Annotated in this window: 15 protein-coding genes; 6 read left to right on the plus strand and 9 right to left on the minus strand. The window is 65.1% G+C overall.

Annotated features, from left to right (window positions below):
- Positions 1-4: 4 nt before the first annotated feature.
- Positions 5-655 carry a guanylate kinase gene (gene gmk / locus K2Y56_RS04075; protein WP_292505385.1) on the plus strand — a complete coding sequence of 217 codons (651 nt, stop codon included), beginning with the start codon at positions 5-7 and terminating at the stop codon, positions 653-655.
- On the opposite strand, the gene K2Y56_RS04080 is transcribed toward gmk, so the two are convergent.
- The 4 genes from K2Y56_RS04080 to K2Y56_RS04095 form a co-directional block, all read right to left on the minus strand.
- On the minus strand, positions 652-1,731 hold the full coding sequence (locus K2Y56_RS04080) for a flippase-like domain-containing protein (protein ID WP_292505691.1): 1,080 nt from the start codon (positions 1,729-1,731) through the stop codon (positions 652-654). The genes gmk and K2Y56_RS04080 overlap by 4 nt on opposite strands.
- 273 nt (positions 1,732-2,004) lie before the next feature.
- Positions 2,005-2,280, minus strand: a complete 276-nt coding sequence (locus tag K2Y56_RS04085) for a DUF1153 domain-containing protein (RefSeq protein WP_055885701.1) — start codon at positions 2,278-2,280, stop codon at positions 2,005-2,007.
- Positions 2,281-2,384: 104 nt separating this feature from the next.
- Positions 2,385-3,062 carry a flagellar hook capping FlgD N-terminal domain-containing protein gene (locus K2Y56_RS04090; protein ID WP_292505396.1) on the minus strand — a complete coding sequence of 226 codons (678 nt, stop codon included), beginning with the start codon at positions 3,060-3,062 and terminating at the stop codon, positions 2,385-2,387.
- Between the two features lie 11 nt (positions 3,063-3,073).
- A complete protein-coding gene (locus K2Y56_RS04095) occupies positions 3,074-4,498 on the minus strand; it encodes a flagellar hook-length control protein FliK (RefSeq protein ID WP_292505399.1) in 1,425 nt (474 codons plus the stop codon).
- A 312-nt stretch (positions 4,499-4,810) separates the two neighbouring features.
- Here K2Y56_RS04095 and mnmA point away from each other — a divergent pair, with 312 nt between their 5' ends.
- The 4 genes from mnmA (at position 4,811) to K2Y56_RS04115 (ending at position 9,321) form a co-directional block, all read left to right on the plus strand.
- Complete coding sequence (mnmA, locus tag K2Y56_RS04100) at positions 4,811-5,974, plus strand: tRNA 2-thiouridine(34) synthase MnmA (RefSeq protein WP_292505401.1); 1,164 nt, start codon at positions 4,811-4,813, stop codon at positions 5,972-5,974.
- 34 nt (positions 5,975-6,008) lie between these two features.
- Positions 6,009-6,659 carry a class I SAM-dependent methyltransferase gene (locus K2Y56_RS04105; RefSeq protein WP_292505404.1) on the plus strand — a complete coding sequence of 217 codons (651 nt, stop codon included), beginning with the start codon at positions 6,009-6,011 and terminating at the stop codon, positions 6,657-6,659.
- 39 nt (positions 6,660-6,698) lie between these two features.
- Complete coding sequence (locus K2Y56_RS04110) at positions 6,699-7,490, plus strand: VTT domain-containing protein (RefSeq protein WP_292505406.1); 792 nt, start codon at positions 6,699-6,701, stop codon at positions 7,488-7,490.
- A 241-nt stretch (positions 7,491-7,731) separates the two neighbouring features.
- A complete protein-coding gene (locus K2Y56_RS04115) occupies positions 7,732-9,321 on the plus strand; it encodes a HAMP domain-containing sensor histidine kinase (protein ID WP_292505408.1) in 1,590 nt (529 codons plus the stop codon).
- 9 nt (positions 9,322-9,330) lie between these two features.
- Here the strand turns inward: K2Y56_RS04115 and bioB are convergent, their stop codons facing one another.
- The 5 genes from bioB to K2Y56_RS04140 form a co-directional block, all read right to left on the minus strand.
- Positions 9,331-10,350: a biotin synthase BioB gene (gene bioB / locus K2Y56_RS04120; protein WP_292505410.1), complete on the minus strand. Its 1,020-nt coding sequence runs from the start codon at positions 10,348-10,350 to the stop codon at positions 9,331-9,333.
- A gap of 30 nt (positions 10,351-10,380) precedes the next feature.
- Positions 10,381-12,207 carry an ATP-binding cassette domain-containing protein gene (locus tag K2Y56_RS04125; RefSeq protein WP_292505412.1) on the minus strand — a complete coding sequence of 609 codons (1,827 nt, stop codon included), beginning with the start codon at positions 12,205-12,207 and terminating at the stop codon, positions 10,381-10,383.
- 66 nt (positions 12,208-12,273) lie between these two features.
- Complete coding sequence (locus tag K2Y56_RS04130; protein WP_292505415.1) at positions 12,274-12,492, minus strand: hypothetical protein; 219 nt, start codon at positions 12,490-12,492, stop codon at positions 12,274-12,276.
- Between the two features lie 91 nt (positions 12,493-12,583).
- Positions 12,584-12,898, minus strand: coding sequence for a polyhydroxyalkanoic acid system family protein (locus tag K2Y56_RS04135; protein WP_292505418.1), 315 nt, complete (start codon positions 12,896-12,898; stop codon positions 12,584-12,586).
- Positions 12,899-12,976: 78 nt separating this feature from the next.
- Positions 12,977-13,297 carry a septal ring lytic transglycosylase RlpA family protein gene (locus K2Y56_RS04140; RefSeq protein WP_292505421.1) on the minus strand — a complete coding sequence of 107 codons (321 nt, stop codon included), beginning with the start codon at positions 13,295-13,297 and terminating at the stop codon, positions 12,977-12,979.
- An 868-nt stretch (positions 13,298-14,165) separates the two neighbouring features.
- Here K2Y56_RS04140 and K2Y56_RS04145 point away from each other — a divergent pair.
- On the plus strand, positions 14,166-15,356 hold the full coding sequence (locus K2Y56_RS04145) for a site-specific DNA-methyltransferase (RefSeq protein WP_292505423.1): 1,191 nt from the start codon (positions 14,166-14,168) through the stop codon (positions 15,354-15,356).
- Positions 15,357-15,382 lie beyond the last annotated feature (26 nt).

Below are 15,382 nucleotides of genomic sequence, written 5' to 3' on the forward strand. Positions count from 1 at the left end.
GGCAATGGCAGCTCAGTCCATCGGGCGACGCGGGTTCATTCTCATCCTGTCCTCGCCGTCGGGAGCCGGCAAGACGACGCTCACGCGCGCCGTCGCCGGCGATCCGAGCTGGGGTCTCGATCTCTCGATCTCGGTGACGACGCGACAGCGCCGCCCTTCGGAAATCGACGGGAAGCACTACACCTTCATCGACCGGGAAGCCTTCGAGACCCTGCGCTCTCGCGACGACCTGCTCGAATGGGCCGAGGTCCATGGCAACTTCTACGGCACGCCGCGGCGCCCGGTGGAGCGGGTGCTGGCCGCCGGCCGCGATATGATCTTCGATATCGACTACCAGGGCACGCGGCAGGTGCGGGCGAAGCTCTCCGACGACGTCGTCACGATCTTCATCTTGCCGCCCAGCATGGCCGAGCTTCGCAGTCGCCTGGAGCGCCGGGCCGAGGACTCCCCCGCCACGATCGAGAAGCGGCTGGCCAACGCCCGCATGGAGATCCAGCGCTGGAATGAGTATGATTATGTCCTCGTCAACGACGATCTCGACGAGGCCTTCCGTTCGCTTCAGGGCATTCTGACGGCGGAACGCCTCAAGCGGAGCCGCCGCACCGGGCTGAACGATTTCGTCGAGGGTCTTTTGAGCGAGATCGGCGAGACTTAGGGCGAGCCCGGTTTCATCACCGATGCCCGGCGCGCCTCCAGGCTCTGCCAGAGCATCAGGGCGGGTATGCCGATCACCACATCGGGAACTCGCTTGACCAGCGACAGGGCAAGCGCGGTGCCCGGATCGACGCCGAACAGGCCGCCCACGAGGATGAAGCTGCCCTCCTGAACTCCCAACCCACCCGGAACCGGAAAGGCCGCCGTCTTCATCGCCTGCGTCAGCGCCTCGATGACGATCGCTTCCGGCAACCCGATGCCCTCGACGCCGATGAACGAGAGCGCAATCCAGATCTCGATCGCTCCAAGGAGCCATGCCGCGAAGTGGATGAGAATCGACTGGGCAAGGGGCCAGCGACGGCTTTTGCCCCAGACCAGGTCGATAGCATCCTGCAGGTCGCCCTGCGCCGCCTTGCCGTCGTCGATGTCTTCCCCTCGAGCCTCGTCGCGCACGAAGCGGCGTCCGAGATCGCTGGCGATTCGTGCCAGCCGCCGAACGACCCCGCTACGCTGGAACCCGAAGAAGAGTGCAAGGACCAGCACCATGACGAGGAGCGCCTGGAGCACCCAGCTCGCGAGCGTGGCGGCAGCCTCGCCCTCGACCTGCATGAGCAGGGCCACCCCGAGCAGCGCGAAGATCACGAGGGTGACTGCCTGGATGAGCAGGTCCACGAGGATCGATGCGGCAGCGTAGGGTCCGGGCACTCTCCAGAATGTCAGGAGGCGGCCGCCGACTACGTCTCCGCCCACCGACGCGACGGGAAGAAGCGTGTTGATGCCTTCCCGCACGAAACGCAGCACAACGAATGGGGATGCCGGAACCTCGCTCAGACGGTCGAGGATGCGAGCCCAGGCAATGCCGCAGAGAAGGACGATGACGAGGCGGACGAGGACGACGGCCATGAGCCCCAAAGGACCGATGCGAGCGAAGGCGGTTCCGATCGCCGTCAGATCGTTGATGGCGACGAGCCAGACCGCGAGTACGACTCCGATCAACGTGCCGATCAGCGGCAGCCGCCGGAGCACCGCCCGCCAACGGGAGCGCCCGCGTTCCGAAGGATCCTCGACCCCCGCCATCGTCACGTGGTTCGATCCGCAGCTTCGAGGAATGCGGAACGGCGGGTTTGCACGGTGGATTTCCTCGTAGTCGCGGGGGAGAGACTACCCCACTTCCTCGTCCAGCGTAACGTGCCCGCCGCGGCCGCGGTCGGCGCTGCGTCATGGTCTGGCCTTGGACTGAGACTGCAGAAGCCTCCTGCGTCGAACACCAAGAAGCCGCGCCCACTTTCGTGAACGCGGCTTTCGATGCCGGCCCCGCCGAAGGGGACGATGTCTGGAGGTGTCGATCCGTCAGTGACGGTAGTGCTGGATCCGCGTCGTCCGGAGGCCGGCAAGACCATGCTGGTCTATGGAAAACTGCCAGCTCAGGAACTCCTCGGTGGTCAAGGTGTAACGCTGGCAGGCCTCTTCGAGGCTGAGGAGTCCCCCGCGAACGGCGGCGACGACCTCTGCCTTTCGGCGGATGACCCAGCGACGGGTCGTCGTCGGCGGAAGATCTGCGATCGTCAGGGGGCTTCCATCGGGCCCGATGACGTATTTCACTCTCGGGCGGTGCGGTTCGGTCATGATACGCTCTACAACTCGACTGACCTGTCGAGCTTTGAAGCTAAGTGCAGCCGCTTAAAATATCTTGAAGCGGACCGGTTGCATCTGAATTATCCCCGAACGGGTCATGTGGATAACCCGGTTCCGATGCTCCGCACGCTCGATACCGGAAGACGGGAATTGCCCACGAGGAGAACGGGTTCGGTACCGGAAAGGTCGATGGAATCGACCTTTCCGGTCAGCTTCGTGTCGACGCTCACGCGGCTTCCGGTAGCGTCGACAGCGTCGACCTTGATCGAGTAGGTCCCGTTCGCCGAAGTGAATCCCGACGATGAGCGTCCGTCCCAGGCGAAGGTCTGTGCGCCGGCACTGAGCGCCTTGGTCTGCGTGGCAACCACATTGCCCTTCGCGTCGCTGATCGTGATCGTCGCCTGTTTGGCGGCACGCGACGGCGTCAGGCTCCAGGTCGCTGAACCGTCCTTCAGCTGAGCCGTCCTTCCGTCAGCGGTGACGTTCTGGCCGATGAAGCCGGTGGCCGAGGCGGCGCTCGACGACTTCGCGTTCGACAGGATGGAATCGAGCCGGTCATTCGATTTGAGCTGCTGCTCGACGCCGGCATATTGCACGAGCTGCTGCGTAAACTGATTGGTGTCGAGAGGATCGAGCGGATTCTGGTTCTTCAGCTGCGTCGTCAGCAGGGTGAGGAACTGCTGAAAGTTGCCGGCGATCTCCTGCTTGTCGGCCGCCGTACCGGTCGATGACGTCGACGCTGTGCCGATGGCGGAACTGATGCCTGCGGTCATGGGAAGCTCCTTCAGATCCTGATGTCGATGCCGGCGATCCCGCGCAGCATCCGCGGGGCGGCAAGGTCGATGGCCTGGATGGCCGAGGTTTGAGCGGCAGGCCGGCCGTCGCCGTCGGTGTGGCGTCCGTCGTAGGGCCGGTCGCCGGAAGCTCCCTGCCTCGAAGCGTCATCGCCGCTGAGGGACAGGCTGATACCGGCCCCTGGGTCGAGACCCGCCTGAGAGAGTGCCTGTTGCAGGTTGTCTGCGTCGCGGCGGAGCAGAGCGAGAGTCTCGGGACGCTCGACGACGACTTTGGTCGTGACCGTCCCCCGCTCCTTGTCGATCTCCAGCCGAACGTCGATCCGCCCGAGATCGACTGGATCGAGCCTGATCTCGAAATGGTTCGACCCCGAGAGGGAGCGCAGCCCGATTGTCATCGGTACGGCGCCGAGGGGAACAGGCAGTCCCTGGTGCGGGACAGGGGCGGAGCCTGGCGACAGTGCGGCGGCCGGAGTCTGGGGAGCTGGGTTCGAACCGGTCGGCAAGGCTCCAGCCGGGTCCGCTGCTTTCGCATCGCCGCTCTGGAAAGCGACAACCTCACCTGAGTCTTCGGCTTTCCCTTCCTTACCGTCCTCTATCGCTTCAGCCTTGAGGTTCGTGGAACGACCCACTGAAGCCGCTCGGTCGATCGCCGATCCACCAACACCGTCGACACCCGTCGAGGCATCGCCGGCCGAGACCGGCCCGATTAGGCCTGCACGATCGGGTGCTGCCGGAGCAGCCCCCGGGTGAGCCGATGGCGACAACGTGTTCTCTCGCGCGCTTTGTGCGCCCGGCTCGCCCTCGCCGCCTGGCTCGTGATCGGAGTCGGCAGACCCATCGCCAGAGCGATTTCGACCCTGATCGGCATCACCGGCGGCTTCGGGGATCGCCACCGGATCGGTGCCGGGGACAGTCTGCCCTGAATGGCCCACGACGTAGTCATTGGCTCGTGCCGCATCGGCCTCTGCCGTCGAAGCGACAGCCTTCGTTTCCGAGCCCGCTTTGTCTTCTTCGTTCGTCGATCCGGTGGCCGACGTGTCGCCTGTACTCGGAGCTTCCCTCACCACACCGAGCGGTTTGGCGGATGGGACGGCGGCAGCAGATGGTGACGCCCCCGTCACGGAAGGGATGCCCGGACGGCTCTGATCGACGCTGGACGTTTTATGATGGGCCTCGACGGCCCTCGCCTGAGCCTTGCGCTCGACGATCATGTCCTCGCGTTTTCGACCTGCGAGAACGATCTCGGCCTTCTTCTCCGATCGTGCATCGTCGAGCCGGTCTCGGGCGGCCTTGGCTTCTTCGTCGATTCTGAATCGCGGACGCTCGGTAGCTGTCGCGCGGATCGCGATCTCGCCTTTTGGCAAAGCGCGGAGCGACTGGCTCACGACGTTCTCGACCTCTCCCAACCGCATCGCCGTGTCGTCCTGGTCTGCATCTCCCATCACATCAGCAAGGAGCGAGCCATCGACGGTCGCGGCTAACGTCTTGAAAAGATTGATGTCATCGGCCGCCGTATCGGGAGGCTGCAATCAAGGGAGGTGAGAAGCTGCCGCTACTCGGCAGGATTTGCCGAACGAGCCCGCAGGCCTTTCATCCAAAAGCCAAGTGGCTCTGGCTTCTCATGTCCGCCGCCGGAACCAAGCCTGGAACTTGGAAGCGAGGATCGATATAGGTTTGCACCGACCGAAACCTCCGTTTCGTCAGCGTGCTTCGACCGAGACCCGATGAACTCCCTCGACCTTCCGAAGGCCCCGCACGAGACTCGTGTCGTCGTCGCCATGTCCGGCGGCGTCGATTCGTCCGTCGTGGCGGGCTTGTTGAAGCAGCAGGGCTATGACGTCGTCGGCGTGACGCTTCAGCTCTACGACCACGGCGCCGCGACCCATCGCAAGGGCGCATGCTGCGCCGGGCAGGATATCGCCGACGCCCGCCGTGTGGCCGAGGCTCTGGGCATTCCCCATTACGTCCTCGACTACGAAGACCGATTTCGTGAATCCGTCATCGACCGTTTCGCAGAGAGCTACCTTGCGGGCGAGACGCCGATCCCCTGCGTCGAGTGCAATCGCTCGGTGAAGTTCCGCGACCTGCTCGGCCTCGCCCGCGACCTCGACGCCGATGCCTTGGCGACCGGCCACTACGTCGCCAGCCGGCCTGTCGCGCCGGGCTCTTCGTCCCGCGCGCTCTTCCGTGCCCTCGATCCGGCACGCGACCAGAGTTACTTTCTCTACGCGACCACGCCGGAGCAGCTCGATTTCCTGCGGTTCCCCTTAGGCGAGATGCCCAAGGACGAGACCCGGCGCCTGGCGCGCGAGTTCGGGCTGTCCGTCGCCGACAAGGCCGATAGCCAGGACATCTGCTTCGTGCCGCAGGGACGCTATGCCGACGTCATCGCGCGCCTTCGCCCGGATGCTGCCAAGCCCGGAGATGTCGTCGACCTCGACGGCCGTGTTCTCGGACACCATGACGGTATCATCCACTACACTGTCGGCCAGCGGCGCGGACTGCGTCTGGCGGTAGGCGAGCCGCTCTACGTCATCAGGCTCGAACCCGAAGCAGCGCGCGTCGTGGTCGGGCCGCGAACGGCCCTCGCAACCAGCCGCATCCGCCTTGGCGACGTCAACTGGCTTGGGGCAACGCCACTTGCCGCCATCCATGACTTGGCCGTCGCGGTCCGCGTGCGCTCCACCCGCGAGCCACGGCCCGCGAGGCTCTCCTGCAACGCCGTGACGGGCCAGGCCGATATTGTCCTGACGTCGCCGGAAGACGGCGTTTCTCCGGGCCAGGCCTGCGTCATCTACGAAGATGACGGCCCGCGTGCGCGCGTGCTCGGCGGCGGCACTATCCGACGCATCGACGCGTTGCAGGCAGGAACCGCATTCGCCGCCTGAATCCCTTCCATCATTCTCCGACGAAGAGGTCTTTATGCTGAGCGAGCCGCAGGCCGGTCCGAGCACGGCGCTGATGCGCAAGGCGTATGCGCGATGGGCACCGGTCTACGACGTGGTCTACGACAAGCTGACCGAGCCGGCGGCTCGCGATGCCGTCGAGGCAGCCGTAGCCTGCGGCCCTCGCATCCTCGAAGCCGGCGTCGGCACCGGCTTGTCGCTGGGCTATTATCCAAGGACCAGCTTCGTCTGCGGAGTCGATCTGTCCGAGGACATGTTGAAGCGCGCCCGCCAAAAGGTGCTGCGCCGAGGCCTCACCCATGTCCGCGGCCTGCAGGTGATGGACGTGTGCCGACTCGGCTATGCGAATGACAGTTTCGATGCCGTTGTGGCGCAGTTCCTCATCACTCTGGTCCCGGATCCGGAAGGTGCGTTGTCGGAGTTCCTGCGGGTGGTCCGGCCGGGTGGAGAAATCGTCCTCGCAAACCATTTCGGGCAGACACAAGGGCCTGTAGCCAAGGTGGAGAAGATCGTGGCGCCGCTCTGCACCAAGATCGGCTGGTCGTCGGCGTTCAAATCGACCCGCGTCGAGGCCTGGGCTCACAAGAACGGCGTCGAGTTCATCGGCGTCTCGCCGACTTTCCCCGGCGGGTTCTTCAAGATCTTGCGGATGCGCAAGCGCGGCTGACGGGAAGTGCGCTGAGAGCCGGGTGTCGGAGGAGCGGCGATGACGCGGAGCCATCCCGGCCCGGCCCGGCGGCGTGATTGGCTTCGCTGGCTTCCTCTCGTCCTGCTGGTCTCGCTGTCGATCGCAGCCGTCGCTTCCGGGGCTTATCAATACCTTACGCTTGACCGGCTGCTCGACTCGCGGACCTTCCTCGCCGCCGCGGTGGAGGCCGACCCGGCGAAGGCGATGCTGGCGGCTTGGCTCGTCTACGTCGCCTGCGTCGTCGCTTCGATCCCGGCTTCGGTTTTCCTGACGATACTCTGCGGATTTCTGTTCGGCATCGGCGCAGGCGCAGCCGTCGCCGTCGCCGCGGCCACGACAGGCGCCGTCATCGTCTTCTCGATCGGGCGCTGGGCCGCAGCCGACATCCTCCTCCGTAAGGCCGGGCCGCGATTGGCCGGCCTGGCCGAAGGCTTCAGACGCGACGCCTTCGGCTACGTGATCGTCCTTCGGCTGCTGCCGATCTTCCCGTTCTGGATCACCAATCTGGCCCCGGCCATCTTCGGGGTGAGGCTTCCGACCTTTGCCCTGGCGACGTTTGTCGGACTGATACCTGGCGCCTTCGCCTATGCCGCCACAGGCTCAGCCATCGAGGATGTCGTAGCTTCGCATCAGGCGGCGAAGGCAGCCTGCATCGAGGCCGCCGTCAATGACTGCGAGAACGCGCTCGCCCTCACGGCATTCTTGACGCCGAGGACGATGATCGGCCTCGGGGCACTCGCGGTCTTCGCACTGGCTTCGGTGGCCCTTCGCCACTGGTTCGTCCGGCGCCGGCGTCCGCGTGCAGCATGAGCGGGTCTCGAAATACGATAGAACGCGTGTGATCGGACTGACGTTATGTCCACTGGTGCGGGCCAGTTCTCCAGTCTATTCGTCCCAAGGTCAGGGTTTCATCGATAGTCAGAATGGCTCATCAAAGTCGGATGGCGATGATTCCGTATAATGCCGCAGTGCGAAAAGAATCCGGGCGCCAGATCATGCTCCGGCTGATACGGTCAGGGCCTTCGATAGAGCGGTATTTCGAACTGTGCCGATGACACAGCAGATCCAGTCAGATCAAGCCACTATGTCGATGGGCTCGAACTCAGGGCTCACCGTGTCAGATGTCGGCGAGCCGCTCTCGAAAGGATCGGACGCTGCCGCGTCGCTCGGAGTGGGACCGCGGCTCACGCAGGCTGGACGGTGGTTCCTCCTCGTCTTCACCGCTGTCATCCTGCTCGAACTCCTCGTCGCGATCCCGATGCTCGCCAATCATCGGCGGACATGGCTGTTCGAGCGGGCCTCGGTCGCGAGAACGGCATCCCTGCTGATGGATGCGGCATCGGTTCGGCCAGGACCGCAGGAGGAACGTATCCGCGCCTTCCTGGACGCAAGCGGCGCCAAAGCCATTGCACTGGAGGGTCAAGGCGGCCGCTGGGTACTCGGATCGGCGGGAGAGGCAGCCGACTTCAAGCGGATCGATATCGCGGCCGAGAACGTCGCGACCTCGCTTACGGCGGCAATGTCGCTACTCTTCGCAGATGCGTCGCGACCGGTCTGGATCGCTGCGCCTAAGATGACGCGTCTATCGATCGAGAGCACGGACCACAGGCTGACAGCCCTGATCGCGACGAACATCTCGCCGTTCACACGAGCGGAATTGCTGGTCGATGAGGCTCCGCTTCAGGAGAGTCTGCAAACCTTTTCCGTGGAGATCCTCGTCGCTCTCCTGTCCATCGCGGCAGCGGTAGCGGGGCTCGTCTCGCTCGCCGTCCAACGCAGCTTCCTGCAGCCGATGCGGCAGCTGGCCGGGGATATCGGCCGGTTTGCCAACGATCCTGAAGGCATCGAGCATTTGGAACTCGCAACGGGACGGCGCGACGCCATCGGCGAGGCGGAGACGGCTCTCACGAAGATGCAATGGGCGCTCGCCGGCGAGTTGCGCGAGCGGCGGCGACTGGCCGGCCTCGGATTGTCGGTCAGCAAGATCAATCATGAGCTCAGAAACCTGCTTACGACGGCTCAGCTTCTCGGCGACCGCCTCGAGGGCGTTGCAGACCCCATCGTTCAGCGCGTCGCGCCCCGGCTGATCGCAACGCTCGACCGCGCGATCCGATTCTGCGAGGCGACCCTCGCGTATGGGCGGGCGACGGAACCCTACCCGCAGCGCCGACGCGTCCTCGTCGAACCGTTGCTCAGCGAGATGGAAGACCTCGCCGGCCTCAGCCTTGATGCCCGGTTGCGCGTCGAGGTCAGGGCCGAACCGGATGTGTCGATTTATGTCGATCCCGAGCAGTTCTCGCGGGCGCTCACCAACATCGTCCGCAACGCTGTCCAGGCGCTTGACGCAGCCGGCGCCCAGGACGTGGAGCCCCTGGTGACGATCACGGCCTTTCGGCAGAAGAGGGACGGTGAAGGCGGTCGAGTCGTCGTCCTGCTCGCCGATAACGGGCCTGGTTTGCCGCAGAACGCACGGGCGACGCTGTTCGCGCCGTTTCAAGGCTCGATGCGGGCCGGCGGCACGGGGCTCGGGCTCGCGATCGCTTCCGAGCTCGTAAGCCTCAACGGCGGAACGCTGGAACTCGACGACGGCACCTCCGGCGCCTGTTTCCGAATCGTCGTTCCCGACGGCGACACGGCCTGAATTCGTGATCTATTCCGCAGCGGCGAGGACTGGGGCGGCAACAGTGATGCCGATGTCCTTGAGCAACTCGGCGTCGGCATCCGTCTCGTTGTTGGCCGTGGTCAGCAGCCGTTCGCCGTAGAAGATCGAGTTCGCGCCGGCCATGAAACACAGGATCTGCGCCTCGCGCGACAGCTCCTTGCGTCCTGCGCTCAGCCGCACGCGAGCACGCGGCATCACGATGCGGGCCGTCGCGCACATGCGGACGATGTCGAGTGGATCGACCGCCGCGCGGCCTTCTAGCGGCGTGCCCGGCACGGCGACGAGGGCGTTGATCGGCACGCTTTCGGGATGCGGCGCGTGGTTGGCCAGGACCTGCAGCATCGCAGCCCTGTCGCGGACGCCCTCGCCCATACCGACGATACCGCCGCAGCAGACGCCGATGCCGGCTTCACGGACGTTCTCCAGCGTGTCGAGCCGATCCGCGTAGGTCCGCGTCGAGATGATGTCGCCGTAGAAATCCGGGCCGGTATCGAGGTTGTGGTTGTACGAGGTCAGACCGGCCTCGGCGAGACGCTGCGCCTGGGACGGCGTCAGCATGCCGAGGGTGACGCAGGCTTCCATGCCCATGGCGCGCACGCCGCGCACCATCGAGAGCACCGCATCGAATTCCGGCCCGTCCTTTGGCTGGCGCCAGGCGGCGCCCATGCAGAAACGATGGGCGCCCGCCTCCTTGGCCGCGGCGGCCTCGCGCAGGACGGCGTCGACCGGCATCAGGCGCTCGCGCGGCTGGCCCGTCGCCTTGTGGTGCGCCGATTGCGGGCAATAGGCGCAATCCTCTGGGCAACCGCCGGTCTTGATCGACAGGAGGCTCGCGCGCTGGATGTCGGCCGGGTCGTTATGCGCCCGGTGGACGACGCTCGCCCGATGCACGAGGTCGAGGAGCGGCAGATCGTGGATCGCCTGGATCTCGGCCACGGTCCAATCGTGGCGAATGGCCGGGCCCTCGAAGGGCAGGATGGCGGCTGTCGGTTCCGGGGTCGCGGTCATTTGCCTAGAAGGCCAATCTCGGCCGGAAAATCAAGCCGACCCCGCAGCGGGCGTCCCATCCCGCTCCATCTCCAGTTCGAGCCAGCGGTCCTCCGCTGCCACGAGGGCCGCTTCGGCCTCCGCCATCAGGGCCGAGGCCTTTGCAAAGCGCGCCGGGTCCCTGGCGTAGAGTTCCGCATCGGCCAGCACGACGCGCAATTTGGCGATATCGGATTCGAGCTTGGCGATCCGGTCCGGCAGCGTCTTGAGTTCGTGCTGGTCCTTGAAGTTGAGCTTTGCCTTGCCCGGCTTGGGCGCCTCAGCAGGGCGTTCGGCCTTCGCTTTGGGTTCGGCCCGAGCGGTGGCTGCCTTGCGTGCCTCGACGCCCTGGCCGCGCTGGGCGATCATGTCGGAATAACCGCCCGCATACTCGGCCCAGACCCCCTCCCCTTCGCTCACGAGAACACTGCCGACGACGCGGTCGAGGAAGTCGCGATCGTGGCTGACGAGGATCAGCGTGCCGGAATACTCGCCGAGCATCTCCTGCAGCAGATCCAGAGTTTCAAGGTCGAGATCGTTGGTCGGCTCGTCGAGGACGAGGAGATTGGCAGGCTGGGCCAGGGCGCGGGCGATGAGGAGCCGGTTGCGCTCGCCGCCCGAGAGGACGCGCACCGGCGTGCGCGCCTGCTCGGGAGCGAACAGGAAGTCCTTGAGGTAGCCGACCACGTGCCGGTTGACGCCCGCGACCGTGACGGTGTCGCCGCTGCCGCCAGTCAGAACATCGGTGACGGTCATGGACGGGTCGAGGACCGCTCGGGCCTGGTCGAGAAGGTTCATCTTCAGGTTGGTGCCGAGCTGAACGGTTCCGGCATCTGGAGCGAGCTGGCCGGTCAGCAAATTGATCAGCGTGGTCTTGCCCGCGCCGTTGGCGCCGACGATGCCCAGGCGGTCGCCGCGCATGACCCGAATCGAGAGGTCGTCGACGATCGTGCGTGGCCCATAAGCCTTGGAGATACCCTTCGCCTCGATCACGAGGGCTCCCGAACTCTCCGCCTCCGTCGAGGTCATGGTCGCGGTGCCGACGGGACGGCGGTCCTCTCGACGCTCCTTGCGCAGGGCATGAAGATTACCGAGCCGGCGGACATTGCGCTTGCGCCGGGCGGTGACGCCATAGCGCAGCCAATGCTCCTCGTCGGCGATCTTGCGGTCGAGCTTGTGCCGGTCGCGCTCCTCCTCTTCAAAGAAGGCGTCACGCCAGGCCTCGAAGTCGGAAAAGCCTTTCTCGATCCGCCGGGTCACGCCGCGATCGAGCCAGACCGTCGTGCGCGACAGGGCGGAGAGGAAGCGTCGATCATGGCTGATCAGGATAAGAGCGCCGCGCACGCTCTTGAGCTCGGCCTCCAGCCACTCGATGGCCGGCAGGTCGAGATGGTTGGTGGGCTCGTCGAGGAGCAGAATGTCGGGTTCGGGCGCCAGGGCCTGGGCGAGGGCGACACGGCGCCCCTCCCCTCCCGAGAGACTGCGCGGGTCCTCGGCGCCGGTCATGCCGAGGCTCTCGAGCATGTAGCGGGCGCGGTAGGCGTCGTCGCCCTGCGTCAACCCCGCCTCGACGACCGCGAGAGTCGTCTCGAAGCTGGAGAAATCCGGCTCCTGGGCGAGGTACCGGATGGTCGTGCCCGGCTGCAGGAACCGGACACCCTTATCGGGCTCGAGTAGGCCAGTCGCGATCTTGAGAAGGGTCGATTTTCCCGAGCCGTTGCGGCCGACGAGACAGGTTCGTTCGCCAGGCGAGATCGCGAGTTCGGCTCCTTCGATCAGCGGCGTGCCGCCGAAGGTGAGCGCGACGTCCTGGAGGGTGAGAAGCGGGGGAGCGGCCATGGGCCGGCTTATGGCAGTGCCGGACGCCGTGAACAAATCACAGCGCCGACGTCTGACATCGTCGGATCACATCGTCGGATTGGCCGGCCCGGTCGGCGACGGATCCGGAGTTATGGCAGGTCCGACACCGGGATCGTTGATGGGAATTTCGGCCGGCCGCTCTCCGGGTGCCTCGACCGGCGAGGATCCGGGTATCTCTGGAGAAGGTCCAGGCTCGGGGGTAACTGGCGGCTCGTACGGTGTCTCCGGGATCGGAGCCTCTGGGATCGGACCTGGATTCGACATCGCTGAGCTGTCCTTGTCTGCCGCCGACGAGCGGACGGCGGAAACGGACGAACGATCACCTGGGTTCCGGAGACTGCTGCTCTCCAAGACGTCAGGATTTGGTCAGAAGGAGCTGCCCCTTATTACTCAGGGCCTTCTGCACTTTCTGGGCAAAGAGCGAGAGCAGGAGCGGCAGGCGGACCTCGACCCGGACGCTTTGGGGCATGACGTCGACCTGCCCGCCGACCTTCTGCCCCATGGCTGCGACTGCGAAGTCGAGCCTGTCCTCGGTCCAGGTCATCGTCTCGACGGCGATGCCGGCCTTCCTCAGGGTCGAGTCGAGACCGCTGAGCCCCTCCGCGATGCGCCTGCGCGCCTCGGCCAAGCCGAGCTCATGCGGGATTTCAACGATCAGCGGTTTCGACATCGCAGGTCCACACTCCGGCTACGGCCCACGACATGGTGATGGCCGGCGCAGAGACAACGCCCGCCGGCCGCAATCGGATCAGTTCACGACGCTGAGCGCGACATGCGTAACGCCGCCCATCCCGATCGCACGAGCGGAGCCGCGGGCGAGATCGATGATGCGACCGCGCACGAACGGCCCACGATCGTTGATGCGAACGACGATGGTGCGTCCGTTGCGGATGTTCTTGACCTGAACTCGCGTACCGAAGGGAAGCGTCCGATGCGCGGCCGTCATGCCGTTCGGATTGAAGCGTTCGCCATTCGCGGTGCGCGACCCCGATCCATACCAGGAGGCAGCGCCGCTCTGGGCTGCAGCAGGCTGCGCGATGGCAGCGAGGGCAAGGATCGTCGCGGACATGGCCGTGGTCCGGCCAGCAACTTTCTTGTTCACACGCATTACCTTGCGTTGTTGTGGAGAAGGCGCAAAAGGAAGCAGATGACGGCCAAAATAAGACGCCATATTTATGACCCAGATCGACACATTCTTGGCCGCCCGCTGGCATGGATATAATATAAGTTTTCCTTCAGATTGATGGAATCATTATTCTATACGACATGCCGCCCGCATACGGCGATGACAGCTGCCATCAGTATTGATCGTAGGTCCGGGCCGAGGCTGCGTGAGGCCCAGCCAGCGTCGAGCGAAACCGAGCCCTGCGTCCAGAGCGGAGCCCAATGTCATCGGCGGCACGGTGTCGGCGTGCATCGGGGGGCTTGCCCAGAGCTTGCGATTGTTCCTCCGAACTTTGGTTCGAGCCGGTCCCCCTGTTCGCTTCGGCCTGTCGCTTGAGGCGCCGGGGGGTCGGAACCGGGGGGCTGTGACCAAGCATGGCGAGACGTCAGGCGCATCCAAACAGGCCAGATACGAACGAAGGCATCTCGTACCGTCGGAGGCTGGCGGAGAAGTGAGGCGCCTTGTGCGAGCGCCAACTGCCAGGTTGAAAATCGGGTTCAGTTCACGACGCCGATGGTCCAATCGACATAGCCACTGAGGCGCATAATAGAAGCGCTGAAATGTTTCGAAGATTTAGAAAGACTGAAATCAGTGCGGCGACCATCAATTTTAAAGCTCACGATCGCGCGTTCTCGATCATTAACAGACCATTAGCCTTCGGTAGGCAAATTTTGCCGATCCAAAGCGAGACATATTTTTCCCAACCCGGAAACTCGACCTTTACCTTAACGGCCGCAAGGTCGCTTTGTCAGTCGCGTAACCGGTGTTTGCCATGGCTTCCCCGCGTACCGTGGTTGCCGGCACCGCCGCCCGGAAAAGTGTCTCGCGTACCGGGCGGCTCGTGTCGGCGCCACGGATGGGTCTCGTACCCGCCGTTCGCCTTCCCCTCGACGAAATCCTCGTCGGCGATTGCATCGCCGCCATGAATGCGCTGCCGGCAGCCAGCGTCGACTGCGTCTTCGCCGACCCGCCCTATAACCTCCAACTCGGAGAAGGGTCGCTGCTGCGTCCCGATCAGAGCCAAGTCGACGCCGTCGACGACCACTGGGACCAGTTCTCGAGCTTTGCGCAATACGACGCCTTCAGCCGGGCCTGGCTCACCGCCGCCCGCCGTGTGATGAAGCCGAACGCGACGCTCTGGGTGATCGGTTCGTACCACAACATCTTCCGTGTCGGCGGCACACTGCAGGACCTCGGGTTCTGGATCCTGAACGACATCGTCTGGCGCAAGGCCAACCCCATGCCGAACTTCCGCGGCAAGCGCTTCACCAATGCCCACGAGACCCTGATCTGGGCCTCGCGCTCGGCGGATTCGAAGGGCTACACCTTCCATTACGAGGCGCTGAAGGGCGGCAACGACGACGTCCAGATGCGCTCGGACTGGTTCATTCCGCTCTGCACCGGCGACGAGCGCCTGAAAGGTGACGACGGCCAGAAAGTCCATCCGACCCAGAAGCCGGAAGCTTTGCTCGCCCGGACGATCCTATCGGCGACCAATCCCGGCGACGTCATCCTCGACCCGTTCTTCGGCACCGGCACCACCGGCGCCGTCGCCAAGCGCCTCGGTCGCCGCTTCATCGGCATCGAGCGCGAGACGGTCTACGCGAACGCCGCCCGCGCCCGGATCGACGCCGTCGAGCCGCTCTCCACTGCCGCCCTGCTGGTGGCGCCGACCAAGCGCGCCGAGCCGCGCGTCGCCTTTCTCAGCGTTCTCGAAGCCGGGCATATCCGGCCCGGCGAGATGCTAACGGACGCTCGCGGCCGCCACAGCGCCATGGTTCGCCCGGACGGAACCTTGATGGCGGGTCCGGCAACCGGCTCGATCCACAAGATCGGAGCACTTGTCCAAGGTCTTCCGGCCTGCAACGGCTGGGACTTCTGGCACGCCAAGCGAGACGGCAAGCCGGTCGTGATCGACGTGTTCCGGTCCAAGATGCGGGCGGCGATGGGATCCGCCGCCTGAGCCGCCTCTTTCATATGCGGGGCGCC

The organism is Methylobacterium sp. (assembly GCF_019745455.1).
Lineage (GTDB): Bacteria > Pseudomonadota > Alphaproteobacteria > Rhizobiales > Beijerinckiaceae > Methylobacterium.